This window comes from Immundisolibacter sp. (assembly GCF_014359565.1).
GTDB lineage: Bacteria > Pseudomonadota > Gammaproteobacteria > Immundisolibacterales > Immundisolibacteraceae > Immundisolibacter.
Window position 1 is genome coordinate 330,904 of the sequence record NZ_JACIZD010000001.1, and the last position, 14,112, is coordinate 345,015.

General features: G+C 65.5%; 11 protein-coding genes. 9 read left to right on the forward strand and 2 right to left on the reverse strand.

Going from position 1 to position 14,112, the window contains the following annotated elements; translation table 11 throughout:
• Window positions 1-3: 3 nt before the first annotated feature.
• Together dnaN and dnaA are read right to left on the reverse strand one after the other, a co-directional pair.
• Window positions 4-1,107, reverse strand: a complete 1,104-nt coding sequence (dnaN, locus tag H5U26_RS01590; protein WP_290615979.1) for a DNA polymerase III subunit beta — start codon at window positions 1,105-1,107, stop codon at window positions 4-6.
• Window positions 1,108-1,321: 214 nt separating this feature from the next.
• Window positions 1,322-2,641 (reverse strand): chromosomal replication initiator protein DnaA, encoded by a 1,320-nt coding sequence (gene dnaA / locus H5U26_RS01595; protein ID WP_290615981.1) that lies wholly within the window; start codon window positions 2,639-2,641, stop codon window positions 1,322-1,324.
• 173 nt (window positions 2,642-2,814) lie between these two features.
• Here dnaA and rpmH point away from each other — a divergent pair, with 173 nt between their 5' ends.
• The 9 genes from rpmH (at window position 2,815) to H5U26_RS01640 (ending at window position 14,054) form a co-directional block, all read left to right on the forward strand.
• Window positions 2,815-2,952 carry a 50S ribosomal protein L34 gene (rpmH, locus tag H5U26_RS01600; RefSeq protein WP_068804510.1) on the forward strand — a complete coding sequence of 46 codons (138 nt, stop codon included), beginning with the start codon at window positions 2,815-2,817 and terminating at the stop codon, window positions 2,950-2,952.
• Between the two features lie 2 nt (window positions 2,953-2,954).
• Window positions 2,955-3,299 carry a ribonuclease P protein component gene (gene rnpA / locus H5U26_RS01605; protein WP_290616833.1) on the forward strand — a complete coding sequence of 115 codons (345 nt, stop codon included), beginning with the start codon at window positions 2,955-2,957 and terminating at the stop codon, window positions 3,297-3,299.
• On the forward strand, window positions 3,296-3,535 hold the full coding sequence (gene yidD / locus H5U26_RS01610; protein WP_290615984.1) for a membrane protein insertion efficiency factor YidD: 240 nt from the start codon (window positions 3,296-3,298) through the stop codon (window positions 3,533-3,535). Before rnpA ends, yidD begins: the two co-directional genes overlap by 4 nt.
• Before the next feature lie 16 nt (window positions 3,536-3,551).
• Window positions 3,552-5,204 carry a membrane protein insertase YidC gene (gene yidC, locus H5U26_RS01615; protein WP_290615986.1) on the forward strand — a complete coding sequence of 551 codons (1,653 nt, stop codon included), beginning with the start codon at window positions 3,552-3,554 and terminating at the stop codon, window positions 5,202-5,204.
• Window positions 5,201-6,538 carry a tRNA uridine-5-carboxymethylaminomethyl(34) synthesis GTPase MnmE gene (mnmE, locus tag H5U26_RS01620; protein WP_366055872.1) on the forward strand — a complete coding sequence of 446 codons (1,338 nt, stop codon included), beginning with the start codon at window positions 5,201-5,203 and terminating at the stop codon, window positions 6,536-6,538. Before yidC ends, mnmE begins: the two co-directional genes overlap by 4 nt.
• A 51-nt stretch (window positions 6,539-6,589) precedes the next feature.
• A complete protein-coding gene (locus H5U26_RS01625; protein ID WP_290615990.1) occupies window positions 6,590-8,134 on the forward strand; it encodes a class I SAM-dependent DNA methyltransferase in 1,545 nt (514 codons plus the stop codon).
• Window positions 8,131-9,411 carry a restriction endonuclease subunit S gene (locus H5U26_RS01630; RefSeq protein WP_290615992.1) on the forward strand — a complete coding sequence of 427 codons (1,281 nt, stop codon included), beginning with the start codon at window positions 8,131-8,133 and terminating at the stop codon, window positions 9,409-9,411. Before H5U26_RS01625 ends, H5U26_RS01630 begins: the two co-directional genes overlap by 4 nt.
• Window positions 9,408-10,532, forward strand: a complete 1,125-nt coding sequence (locus H5U26_RS01635; RefSeq protein WP_290615994.1) for a Fic family protein — start codon at window positions 9,408-9,410, stop codon at window positions 10,530-10,532. Before H5U26_RS01630 ends, H5U26_RS01635 begins: the two co-directional genes overlap by 4 nt.
• Window positions 10,533-10,841: 309 nt before the next feature.
• A complete protein-coding gene (locus H5U26_RS01640; protein ID WP_290615996.1) occupies window positions 10,842-14,054 on the forward strand; it encodes a type I restriction endonuclease subunit R in 3,213 nt (1,070 codons plus the stop codon).
• Window positions 14,055-14,112: the final 58 nt, after the last annotated feature.

Consider the following 14,112-nt stretch of genomic DNA (forward strand, 5'->3'; position numbering starts at 1 on the left):
CCTCTACAGCCGCATCGGCATGATGACGTAGCGATTGAACCCGCCGGCCGGCTCCGTCAGCAGGCAGCTGCTGCCCGGATCCGACAGGTGCAGCCGCACCGACTCGCTGCGCAGGGCCGTCAGCACATCGATCAGGTAGCTGACGTTGAAACCGATTTCAAGGCTGGCACCGGCGTAATCGACTTCAAGTTCGTCCTCGGCGTCTTCGTTTTCCGCATTGTTTGCCGAAAGTCGCAACAGATTCGGTTCCAGCTGCAGGCGCACGGAGCGGTACTTTTCGTTCGCAAAAATGGCCACGCGGTTCAGGGCATCGCGCAAGGCCAGACGGTCGATATCGAGCACCTTGTCCTGATTGCGGGGCACCACCCGCTCGTAGTCAGGAAAACTGCCGTCGATCACCTTGGATTTGAACACGATGTCCGCAGCCGACAAGGTCAGGTGATCCACACCGACACACAGCCGCGCAGGGCTCTCGTCATCACTCAAAAGCCGCAGGGCCTCGATGACTGTCTTGCGCGGCACGATGATGCGCCGATTCAGTTCGGGTGCCAGTTCGAGCGGCAACTCCGTTATCGCCATGCGATGACCGTCGGTCGCCACCAGCCGCACCTTGCCGGCATTGATTTCGAACAGCATGCCGTTCAGGTAATAGCGCACGTCCTGTTGCGCCATGGCGAAGTGTGTTGCCTCGATGGCACGTCGCAGATCCCGCTGCGGCAATTCGAGCACCAGCTCATCCGCCGTGACATCAATACCCGGAAACTCCGCCGCCGGCAGGATACTGAGACTGAATCGGGACCGACCGGCGCGAACCGTGGCCCGATCGCCGCTGGCGTCGATCGTCAGCAGCGTACCGTCGGGCAGGGCACGGCACAGGTCGAGCAGCTTGCGCGCCGGCAGCGTCGTTGCTCCGGGAGCCACGCATTTGTCGAGCGTGCCGGGAACCGACAGTTCGACCTCGAGATCGGTCGCGGACAGACGAAACCCGTGCTCGGTAGCGGTCAGCAGCACGTTGGCCAGGATCGGCAGCGTCTGGCGGCGCTCGACCACCGCATGCGCAACCTGCAGGGGTGTCAGAAGCTGGTTGCGTTCCACGCTGATCTTCATGGTCGACCTCGATTAAGTTCCATGTATTGAATATTTAAAGCTTATTAGTATTAGCGCTGTGGAAAACTGGGTAACTAAAAATAATCAATTTACATCAATGAGTTGAATTTAGTTTTGGCGATGTAAAAAAAGCAACAGACACGGTTAACAGTCCCTGACGGCCGCCGTTGACCACGCTTTCCCGACCCGCTGTCCAAGGCTTATCCACAGGTTTTCAGCTGGTCAGGATGTGTCGAAGATTGATGTAGTCCGCGGCGATCGACTCGTCGTCGCGGCGCAGTTCCGTGACCCGCTCGCAGGCGTACAGCACCGTGGTGTGATCTCGCCCCCCGAACGCCGCGCCGATTTCCGGCAGGCTGCAGGAGGTCAGCTCCTTCGCCAGCGCCATGCCGACCTGGCGCGGGCGAACGAAGTTGCGCTTGCGGCTGCGAGCCGTCAGGTCGCTGCCGCGCAGCCGGTAGTACTCGGCTACCGCCTTGAGGATGGACTCTAGGGTCACCTGTCGATCCTGCGCCTTGATGATGTCCTTCAAGGCCTCGCGAGTCAGTTCCAGGCTGATCGGCGCATGTGTGAGCGTGGCATAGGCGATGACCGTCAGCAGTGCGCCTTCGAGCTCTCGCACATTGGAATGCACCCGCTTGGCGATGAAAAACGCCACGTCCTGGGGCACGGTCTTTTTGGCCAGATCGGCCTTGCTGAGCAAGATGGCGACGCGGGTTTCCATGTCGGGCGGCTCGACCGCAACCGACAGCCCCCACCCGAAGCGGGACTTGAGGCGGTCTTCCAGGCCCTTGATATCGCGCGGATAACGGTCACAGCTCATCACCAGCTGGTTCTTGCTCTCCAGCATCGAATTGAACACGTGGAAGAACTCTTCCTGCGAGCGCTCCTTGCCGGCCAGGAACTGGATGTCATCCACCAGCAGCAGGTCCAGGTTTCGGTAGTAGGTCTTGAACGCGTCGATCCTGTTCTGTTGCAGCGCCGAAACCATGTCCGACACGAACCGTTCGGCGGATACGTAGACGACCCGGGACTGCGGGCGCTGCGCGAGCACGGCGTTACCGATCGCGTGCAGCAGGTGCGTCTTGCCTAGACCCACACCGCCGTACAGCAGCAGCGGGTTGTACAGACCCCCCATGTTCTCGCTGACCAGCAGGGACGAGGCGCGGGCCAGGCGGTTGGATTTGCCTTCGATGAAGGCATCGAACCGCAGCGCCGGGTCCACGGCCGGGGCCGCCTGTCGCTTGCGCTTGTGCGGCGTCGCGGCGCCGTCGGGTGACGTCTTGACCGACTCTGGCTGCGCGACGCTGCTGCCAATCTCCAGCGTCAGATTCAGGCCGCGCTCGGCCACCAGTTCCCGAATGCGCTCCTGGAACTGGGCGCTCACCTGTTCCAGCACGAACTGATTGGGAGCCAGCAGGCGCAGCGTGCCGTTGACCAGGCTTGCCTGCAGTGGCCGAATCCAGGTATTGAAAAGCTGCGGCGACAGCTCGCTCTCGAGCTGGGCGAGACAGCCCTGCCAGGTGTTCTTCAAGGGAGCCCTCGACGGAAAACCGATCCGGGTTCTGTGCGCCGGTGCGGTCGCCCAGTTTACCCCTGTCAGCGCCGCCGATGCGCCGCGCGTGCTCTGTTCACCGGTTGACCGGGTGAAGGCTAGACCGTTATGCTTCCGCCCCTTTTTGCCAGCCCTTTTTGGATGACGCGGTCATGAAGCGTACGTATCAACCCAGCAACCTGCATCGCGCCCGCACGCACGGTTTTCGCGCCCGCATGCGCACCGTTGGTGGACGCAAGGTGCTGAACGCCCGTCGCGCCAAGGGCCGTCACCGCATCAGCTGCGTCTGATTCTGGCTGACCCGCCCCCCACGGGCTATCGGTTTACCCGCCAGCAGCGTCTGCTGGCGCCCCGTCAGTTCCAGGATGTATTCCGGCGTGGCCGGCGCCGGCGCCGGGGGGGGCTGGAAGTGATCACACTACGCAACGACGCCGGTCTGGCCAGGCTGGGCCTGGTGATTCCGAAACGCAGTGTGCGTCATGCGGTGCGCCGCAACGCCATCCGGCGCTGGGCGCGCGAATCGTTCCGCCAGCGCCAGCATGAACTGCCGGCAGTCGACGTCATCCTTCGCGTCCACAGTGCAGCCGTCACTCATGCCGATGTCGACGCGGCCCTCGCGCTGGAGATGGTCCCGTGAGGCGTCTGCTGTTGGGCCTGCTGCACGCCTATAGAATTCTGCTGAGCCCGTTCCTGGGGCGCCGCTGCCGGTTTCATCCCAGTTGCTCGACCTACGCCGTGGTGGCGGTGCGCCGCTTCGGCGCCCGGCGGGGCGGCTGGCTGGCGATGAGGCGCGTGCTGCGCTGCCATCCCTGGCATCCGGGTGGGCTCGATGCGGTGCCCGAGCACTGGCCGCGCCGCCCCGCCTGTCGCTGAATCAACCGGAATTACCATGGAAACCGTGCGGCTCGTGCTGGTGACCCTGCTGCTGGTCATCACCTTTTTCATCTACCAGGCCTGGCAGGCGCAGCGCCCGCAGCCGGTGCAGCCGCCGCCGATTGGACAGGGCACGCTGCCGACACCGGCGGTCAGCCAGACAGCGCCGGTTCCAAGCGCTCCGGCGGCCGCGGCCGGGCCGGTCGCACCACCGGCGGCGCGCCCGTCCGGTACGCCGGTCGCGGTCAGCACCGACGTGATGAACGTGCAGATCGATACCGCGGGCGGCGACATCACGCGCCTGGACCTGACCGCCTACCGTGCCCACGCCGGGCCGGATGCCCCACCCTACAGCATTCTGGATGCCGCCCCGCCGCGGCTGTTCGAGTCCCAGACCGGCCTGCTGTCGGCCGATGCCGGGCGCGCACCCGATCATCAGGCGGCGTTTACCGCCGCGGCCAACAGCTATCAGCTCGCGCCCGGCGCCGACACGCTGGAAGTGCCGCTGTCCTGGGTCGATGCCGGCGCGGGCATCGAGGTGCGCAAGGTCTATCGGTTCGCCCGCGGCCGCTATGACATCGGCCTGCGCTACGAGGTGCGCAACACCGGCAGCCAGCCCTGGCAGGCCCAGCCGTACGCGCAGCTGATGCGCAGGAAAGGTGCCGATGCCAAGGGCAGCATGTTCATGCCGGCCTCGTTCCAGGGTGCCGTGTACTACAGCGCCGCCGACAAGTACCGCAAGATCGGCTACGCCGACATGCTCAAGACGCCGCTGGCGACCACGCTCAGCGACGGCTGGGTGGGCCTTTCCGAGCATTACTTCCTGGCCGCATTCCTGCTCACCCAGGGCCAGGCCCAGAACTGCTACACCAAGGCGCTGGCGGACGAGCGCTTCCTGGTCGGCTGCATCGCCGGCCCGCTCAGCGTCGCGCCGGGCCAGACCGCCAGCTGGGAAACCCGCCTCTACGCCGGCCCAAAGGCGCAGGACAGCCTGGACGACGTCGCCCCCGGCCTGGCCCTGACGGTCGATTACGGCAAGCTGACCGTGCTGGCGCAGCCAGTGTTCTGGCTGATGCGCACCATCCACAATTTTGTCGGCAACTGGGGCGTGGCCATCATCCTGGTCACGCTGCTGATCAAGCTGGCGTTCTACCGGCTGTCGGCGGCCAGCTACCGGTCCATGGCACACATGCGCAAGGTGCAGCCCAAGATCATGGCCCTGCGCGAGCGCTACAAGGACGACCGCCAGCAGCTGAACGAAAAAATGATGGAGCTGTACCGCACCGAGAAGATCAACCCGCTCGGTGGCTGCCTGCCGATCGTGGTGCAGATTCCGGTGTTCATCTCGCTGTACTGGGTGCTGCTGGAGAGCGTGGAGCTGCGCCACGCGCCCTTCGTGCTGTGGATTCGTGACCTGTCGGGCGCCGATCCGTACTACGTGCTGCCGGTGCTGATGGGCATCTCGATGTTCCTGCAGCAGCGCATGACGCCGATGGCCGGCATGGAGCCGATGCAGCGGCGCATCATGCTGGCCATGCCGCTGGTGTTCACGGTGTTCTTCGCCCTGTTCCCGGCCGGGCTGGTGCTGTACTGGTTCGTCAACAACGTGCTGTCGATTTCCCAGCAGTGGTTCATCAACCGCCAGTTGGAGCGCAAGGCCGCGGCCTGAGCGCCCCCACGGACACCATCGCCGCCATCGCCACCCCGCCGGGCCGCGGCGGTGTCGGCATGGTGCGAGTGTCCGGCCCGGCGGCGACGGCAATCTGCAGCGCATTGACCGGCCGCCTGCCGCCGCCGCGCCACGCCCAGCTCGCCACCTTCCGCGACGCCGACGGCCAGCCCATCGATCTGGGCCTGTGCCTGTACTTTCCCGCGCCGCACTCGTTCACCGGGCAGGACGTGGTCGAGTTGCACGGCCACGGCGGGCCGGTGGTCATGGACATGCTGCTGGCGCGCGTGCTGGCGCTGGGCGCGCGTCAGGCCGCGCCGGGCGAGTTCAGCCAGCGCGCGTTCCTGAACGACAAGCTCGATCTGGCGCAGGCCGAGGCCGTTGCCGATCTGATCGACGCTGCCAGCACGGCCGCCGTGCGCGCCGCCCTGCGCAGCCTGGACGGCGCGTTCTCGCGGCAGATCGGCGCGCTGTCCGAGCGGCTGATCGAGCTTCGCGTACAGATCGAGGCCGGGCTCGACTTTCCGGACGAGGAACTCGACCTGCTGGCCGATGGCCGCCTGGCCACCGATGCCGCGCGTCTGGCCGATGAGCTGCGCGCCCTGGTCGGCCGCGCCGATGAGGGCCGCCTGCTGCGCGAGGGTATCAGCGTGGTGCTGGCCGGCGCGCCCAACGTCGGCAAGTCCAGCCTGCTGAACGCCCTGGCCGAGCGCGAGGCCGCCATCGTCACCGCCATCCCCGGCACCACGCGCGACGTGCTGCGCGAGTACCTGGCCATCGACGGCCTGCCGCTGCACCTGGTCGACACCGCCGGCCTGCGCGACAGCCACGACCCGATAGAGCAGGAAGGCATGCGCCGCGCGCGGGCCGAGATCGCCCGAGCCGATCAGCTGCTGTTCGTCACCGAGGCCAGCGCGCCGCAGCAGCCACCGCCGGAGCTGCTGGCGCAGGCCAGCGCCCTGACGCGCGTCATCAACAAGATCGACCTGACTGGCGAACCGCCCCGCACCGAGCCTGCGGGCGGCTGGACCGACGTGTACCTGTCCGTGCGCAGCGGCGCGGGCCTGGACCTGCTGCGCGCGCGTATCCGCGAAGCGGCCGGCTTTGCCGGCACCGAGGGCCAGTTCAGCGCCCGCCGCCGGCATGTCGAGGCCCTGCGCCAGGCGGCCGAATCGACCGCCCGCAGCGCCGAATTGCTGGCCGGCCGCGCCGGCCCCGAACTGGCCGCCGAGGAACTGCGCCTGGCCCAGCAGGCGCTGGGCGAAATCACCGGCCAGGTCAGCAGCGACGATTTACTCGGCCGCATCTTCGCCAGCTTCTGCATTGGGAAATAAGGCCGTATCGACAATACTTGCGCGCTGTCCCACCCGGAATAACAACAGCCCATGTCCGCCGACCTCGTCGCCATCGAAAACCGCCTCTGGGCCGCCGCCGACCAGCTTTGGGCCAACACGGGCCTCAAGCCCGCCGAGTTTTCCACCCCCGTGCTGGGCCTGATCTTCCTGCGCTACGCCGACAAGCGCTTTGGCGAAGCCGAGCAGCTGCTGGACACCAAAGGCATTCCGCCCGACGAGCGCGAGGCCATGGACTACCAGGCCGAGGGCGTGCTCTACCTGCCGCTGCAGGCGCGCTTCTCGCACCTGCTCACGCTCACCGAGGGCGCCAACCTGGGCCGCGCCATCGCCACCGCCATGGAGCTGGTGGAAGCGCACAACCCCGAGCTGCAAGGCGTGCTGCCGCGCGGCTACAACCTGCTGCCCAACGCCACGCTGGTGGAGCTGCTGCGCCTGCTGGCGCCGCTGGACCTGGAGGGTGACGCCTTCGGCAAGGTGTACGAGTACTTCCTGGGCAACTTCGCGCTCAAGGAGGGCCAGAAGGGCGGCGTGTTCTACACCCCCACCAGCATCGTGCGGCTGATCGTCGAGATCCTGCAGCCCTTCCACGGCCGCATCTTCGACCCCGCCTGCGGCTCCGGCGGCATGTTCGTGCAGAGCGCCGCCTTCGTGCAGCGCCACCAGAAGAACGCCACGCGCGAGCTGACCGTGTTCGGCACCGAGAAGGCCAGCGACACCGTCAAGCTGGCCAAGATGAACCTGGCGGTGCACGGCCTGTCGGGCGACGTGCGCGAGGCCAACACCTACTACGAAGACCCGCACAAGGCGCTCGGCCGCTTCGACTTCGTGATGGCCAATCCGCCGTTCAACGTCTCCGGCGTGGACAAGGACCGGCTGAAGGACGACCCGCGCTTTGCGCTCGGCCTGCCGAGCACGGACAACGCCAACTACCTGTGGATTCAGCTCTTCGCATCCAGCCTCAACGAGAACGGCCGCGCCGGCTTCGTGATGGCCAACTCGGCCGGTGACGCGCGCGGCAGCGAGCTGGAGATCAGGAAGAAGCTGATTCAGAGCGGCGCCGTGGACGTGATCGTCAGCATTGGCTCCAACTTCTTCTACACCGTCACGCTGCCTTGCACGCTGTGGTTTTTCGACCGGGCCAAGGCGCGCGGGCCGCTCAAGGACAAGGTGCTGTTCGTGGATGCGCGGCCGTTCTTCAAGCAGGTGACGCGGGCGATCCGGGAGTTCGCGCCCGAGCAACTGGAGTTCCTCGCCAATGTGGTGCGGCTGTACCGGGGAGAGGCGCCAGAGTTCGACGAAGGCAGCAAGGCGATGCTGGGCGAGCACTTTGCCGGGAAGACATACGCTGACGTGGCTGGGCTCTGTAAGGCTGCGACGCTGGCTGAGATTGAAGCGCAGGGTTGGAGCCTGAACCCAGGCCGGTATGTCGGGGTTGGCGCGCGCGCCGCAGACGAATTTGACTTCGCCGAACGACTAGAAGAGTTGAACGAGGAGCTAGAGTTGCTCAACGCCAGCGCGACTGAGTTGCAGGTGCGAATATCCGAGGGAGTAGCCGGTCTCTTGGAGGCACGATGAGCCGGGGGCCCTGGATTGATACCCCGCTATCGCGTATTACCTCAAAGATCGGTAGCGGTGCGACGCCCCGCGGCGGCAAGGACTCATATAGGGGGGATGGGATCTCTCTCATACGCAGCCTGAACGTCTACGACTTCGAGTTCGACCGAAACAACCTCGCGCACATCAACGATGCTCAGGCTGACCAACTGGCGAACGTGAAGGTGCAGCGCGGCGACATCCTCTTGAACATCACTGGCGCCAGCGTCGCGCGCTGCTGCATGGTGCCTGAAGATGTCCTGCCTGCAAGGGTGAACCAGCACGTCGCGATCATTCGGTGCGACCCGGACAAGGCGGACAACAGGTTTGTCTACTACTCCATCAACAGCCCAGGCTACAAGCATCACCTCCTCACCCTTGCGCAGGGTGGTGCAACCCGTGAAGCATTGACGAAGCAAACTATCGAACAGTTCCAGGTCTCGCTTCCGCCGTTGCCAATCCAACGGCGCATTTCTTCCATCCTCGCTGCCTACGACGAACTGATCGAGAACAACACGCGGCGCGCCGCGATCCTGGAGGAGATGGCACGTCGCATCTACGAGGAGTGGTTCGTCCGCTTCCGCTTCCCCGGCCACGAGGGCGTGCGGATGGTCGAGTCCGAGTTGGGGTTGGTGCCGGAGGGGTGGGCACCTTGCCGCCTTGAACGGGTCTGCTCCCGCATGAACTCGGGCAATACGCCCTCTCGCAGCAACCCCGACTACTGGGACGGCGGCACGGTGGCTTGGTACAAGACTAAGGAACTATGGGACGGCTACCTCTTCGAGTCTGAGGAGAGAATCACGGAATTGGCAGTCGCGGAGAAGAAGAGCCGCGTCTTCGAGGCTGGAACGATCCTGATGGCAATCTACGGCTCACCCACGGTCGGCAGGCTGGGCATTACGACCGGCAGGTGTGCATGCAATCAAGCTGCACTCGGGATGCTTCCAGACCCCACCAAGGTCACGTTCTGGATGCTTTACTACACGTTGTTGGCGCTGCGAGTGGAGTTCAACAACAAGGCGCAGGGCGCGGCGCAACAGAACATCAGCAAGGAGAAGGTCGCCGAGATGCCGTTCCTGCTGCCCGCGATGGAGACTCAGCGCCGATTCGATGAAGTCGTGGGACCGATGCAAGGGATGCTTCGCAATCTCCAGGAGCGCAACCGCAATCTGCGCACTACCCGCGACATCCTTCTGCCTAAGCTCATATCCGGTGAACTGAGCGTCGAGAACATTGAAATCGCAAGGGAGGCGCCGTGAGCGGACCCGTTCACTACCACCTGGGGCAGTTCCCGCCGGAGAAACTGGACTGGGAGCGGTTGATTCCACTGATCGGCCCTGCGAATGCGGCGCTGGCGCGTTACGACGGCCTGCTGTCGGCCATCCCCAATGCCGGCGTGCTGCTGTCGCCGCTGACCACGCAGGAAGCGGTGCTGTCCTCGCGCATCGAGGGCACGCAGGCGACGATGGGCGAGGTGCTGGAGGTGGAGGCCGGCGGCGAACCGGAGGGTATGACGGCACCGCGCCGTGCGGATGCGGAGGAAGTGCTCAACTACCGCCGGGCGATGCGCATCACCACCGGCGAGCTGGAGCACCGCCCGCTGTCCCAGCACCTGCTTCGGCAGGCCCACGCGGTGCTCATGGAGGGGGTGCGCGGCCGCGACAAGGCACCGGGCCAGTACCGACGCCAGCAGAACTGGATTGGCGAGCATAAGTGCGTGATCGAGGACGCGAGTTTCGTTCCCATTCCGCAGGTGCAGCTCGCTCAGGGCATGGATGACTGGGAGCGATACCTGCTGCGTGCCGATGTACCGGACCCGCTGGTGCAACTGGCGCTGGCGCATGTGGAGTTCGAGGCCCTGCATCCTTTCGAGGATGGCAACGGCCGGCTGGGGCGCATGTTGATCCCGTTGTTCCTCTATAGCCGACGTCTGCTGAGCGGGCCGCATTTCTATGTGAGCGCGTACTTTGAGCAGCGGCGCGAGGAGTATTACGGCCGCCTGCGCGCCGTGTCCGCTGGCGGCGAGTGGACGGCGTGGTGCCTGTTCTTCCTGGAGGCGCTGCGCACGCAGGCGGTGGAGAACGAAGGCAAGGCGCGGTCGGTGCTGGCGCTGTACGAGCGGGTGAAGCTGCAGGTGGTGGACGCCACGCACTCCCAGCACGCGATCCGCGCCGTGGACTTCCTGTTCCAGACGCCGATCTTCAAGGGGCCGGACTTCACGGCCGGTGCGGGCATCCCGAGGCCGACGGCGACGCGGATTCTGGGCCTGCTGCGGGAGGCCGGCCTGCTGCTGACCCTGCGCGAGGGGCGTGGACGCCGGCCGGGCTTTTTCGCGTTCCGGGAATTATTGAACGTCGCCGAGGGACACGATGTGTTTTGAGGCTCATGCGCGAGTCATTCGGTGATTTGTGGATCATGAAAATTGTTTTGTGAGCCACAAATATCGTTGTTCTCAACTCGTGAGCCTCAACTTTGGCGTGACGACCGCTGCTGGCCGAGATGTCGCGCAAGGCGCTGATCACGGCGGATGGCAAGCGCGGGCCGGGGGCCGTGTGGCGGCTGTTGCCGGCTGGATTGGATAGGCTGGCGGCCGAAGCCGGGGCTTAGCCAAGGATTTATCCAATCCGAGGCTGCGAAATCAAACCAAATTATTGAATCAACAGTAATTTATTTTGGATAGGCGAGGCGATTGAGCACTGATTCCAGCCAAGGCGCGAAGCATGTCGCGCGCGACGTCTCCGCAAGCTATGGCGAGCTGGCGCTCGTCGAGATGCCGGCGATCGAGCTGCTGACCTCGCTGGGCTGGAGTTTCAAGAACCTGTACGCCGAGACCTTCGGCGCGCAGGGCAGCGAGGGGCGCGAGAGCGAAACCCAGGTCATCCTGACGCGGCGCCTGCGCGCGGCGCTGGTGGCGCTGAACCCCGATCTGCCGGCCGACGCCTACACGCAAGCTGTCGAGCAGCTCGCGCAGGACCGCTCCAAGCAGATCGCCGTCAATGCGAACCGCGATTTCTACCGGCTGCTGAAGGACGGCGTGCGGGTGAAGGTGCCCGACGAGCACGGCGGGCACAGCACCGAGACCCTGCGCGTCATCGACTGGGCCACGCCGGCCAACAATCAGTTCTTCCTGGCCTCGCAGATGTGGGTGGCCGGCGACATGTACCGGCGCCGCTGCGATCTGCTGGGCTTCGTCAACGGCCTGCCGCTGGTGTTCATCGAGCTGAAGAAGCCGGCCGTGCCGCTGAAAAGTGCCTTCGACGACAACCTGCGCGATTATCGCGGCCAGTCGGTGCCGCAGTTGTTCCACCCCAATGCATTCATCCTGCTCAGCAACGGCTCGGACACCCGCGTGGGCACGCTGACCAGCGCCTGGGAGCACTTCTTCGACTGGAAGCGCGTGGATGACGAGGCCGAGGCTGGCAAGGTCTCGTTGGAGCGCGCACTGCGCGGGCTGCTGGAACCGGCGCGGCTGCTGGATTACATCGAGAACTTCACGGTCTTCGAGGAGGGCAAGGGCGGGCTGATCAAGAAGGTGGCCAAGAACCACCAATTTCTGGGCGTGAACAAGTCCATCGCGCGGCTGGTGGAGTTGCGCGAGACCGAGAAGCAGGAGCGCAAGCGCCTGGGCGTGTTCTGGCACACGCAGGGCTCGGGCAAGAGCCTGTCGATGGTGTTCTTCACGCAGAAGGTGCTGCGCAAGGTGCTGGGCAGCGCCACCTTCGTGATCGTCACCGACCGCGAGGAGCTGGACGACCAGATCGCCAAGACCTTCAAGGCCACCGGCGCGACGGCCCGCGAGGAAGTGCGCGCCACCAGTGGCGAACACCTCAAAGAGTTGCTGCGCGGCAACGAGCGCTACATCTTCACGCTGATCCAGAAGTTCCGGAACGAGCCGGGGCAGCCCTACCCGCTGCTGTCGGAGCGCGCCGACGTGATCGTCATCACCGACGAGGCGCACCGCAGCCAGTACGACATCTTTGCGCTGAATATGCGCAATGCCCTGCCCAATGCCGGCTTCATCGGCTTTACCGGCACGCCGCTGATCAAGGGCGAGGAGGAGCGCACGCGCGAGGTGTTCGGCGACTACGTCAGCGTCTACGACTTCGCCCGCTCCATCGAGGACGGCGCCACGGTGCCGCTGTACTACGAGAACCGCATCCCCGAGGTGCAGCTCACCAACCAGGAGCTGAACCGCGACCTGGAGGCGCTGCTCGAAGCCGCCGAGCTGGACGAGGCGCAGGAGAAAAAGCTGGAGCGCGAGTTCGGCCGCGAGTACCACATCATCACCCGCGAGGATCGGCTGGAGGCCATCGCCAAGGATGTGGTGGCGCACTTCACTGGCCGCGGCTATCGCGGCAAGGCGATGATGGTGTGCATCGACAAGGCCACCGCGGTGCGCATGTACGACAAGGTGCAGGCGCACTGGCGGGCGCAGATTGCGCGGCTGAAACAGGCGCTGGAGTCTGCCCAGGGCGACGCCCGCGAGGCGCTGATCGCCCGCATCCGCCTGATGGAAACCACCGACATGGCCGTTGTGGTGAGCCAGGGCCAGAACGAGGTGGAGGACCTCAAGGCCAAAGGGCTCGACATCGTGCCGCACCGCCAGCGGCTACTGAAGGAAGCGCTCGACGAGAAATTCAAGGACGAGGCCGACCCGCTGCGGCTGGTGTTCGTCTGCGCCATGTGGATCACCGGCTTCGACGTGCCGACCTGCTCGACCATGTACCTCGACAAGCCGATGCGGGCGCACACACTGATGCAGACCATTGCGCGCGCCAACCGTGTGGCGCCGGGCAAGGAGAGCGGCCTGATCGTGGACTACGTGGGCATCTTCCGCGCCCTGCAGAACGCGCTCGCCACCTATGCCCGGCCGGCGGCCGGTGCCGGCTCCGAGGGTGGCCATGAAGGCGGGCCGATTCTGGACAAGGCCGAGCTGGTGGCGGCGCTGCAGGCGGCGCTGGACGAAACGGTGCTGTTTGCCGGCGCGCGCGGCGTGCGGCTGGAGGCGATCGCCAAGGCGCAGGGCTTCGCGCGCATCGGCCTGATCGACGATGCGGTGGAGGCCTTCCTGGCCAGCGAGGCCGAGAAAAAGCACTACCTGCAACTGGCCAGCCGCGTGGCGCGGCTGTTCAAGGCCATCCTGCCCGACGCCGCGGCCAACGCGCTGGCGCCGCTGGCGGTGCTGGTGGCTTATCTGGCGGCGAAGATCCAGGCGCTGGGCGAGCCGCCCGACATCTCGGCGGTGATGAGCGATGTCGAAGCGTTGCTGAACGATTCCATCGCCACCGAGGGCTATCACATCGGCCCGGCCAGCCGGCCCGAGGCGCTGGTCAACCTGTCGGAAATCGACTTCGCGGCGCTGCAAGCCCGGTTTGCCCAGGGCCACAAGCGCACCGAGGCCGAGAAGCTCAAGCGGCTGATCGAGGGCCGGCTGGCGCAGATGCTGGCGGTGAACGGCTCGCGCATCGATCTGGCCGACAAGTTCCAGCAGCTGATCGACGAGTACAACGCCGGCAGCCGCAACGTCGAAGAATTCTTCGACGGGCTCAAGGACTTTGTCGCGGCGCTGACCGCCGAGGAACAGCGCGGCATCGCCGAGGGCCTGACGGAGGAAGAGCTGGCGCTTTTCGACATCCTGACCAAGCCAGAGCCGGTGCTGACCAAGGCCGAGGAGGCCGAGGTCAAGAAGGTCTGCCGCGAGCTGCTGGCGACCCTGAAGCGGGAAAAACTGGTGCTGGACTGGCGCGAGAAGCAGCAGGCGAAAGCGGCGGTGATGCAGACCATGAAGGTCGAGATGCGTCGCCTGCCGGCGCAGTACACCAAGGATGTGCGTGCCGAGAAGATGGCGCGCGCCTACGCGCATGTGTACGACCACTATCCGGGGGCGGGCCGGAGTGCCTAGTTAGCCGTATCGCCGTCCGCCGGCCGCCGCCGCCATAAGCCGGGCGCCGCGAGCGTTG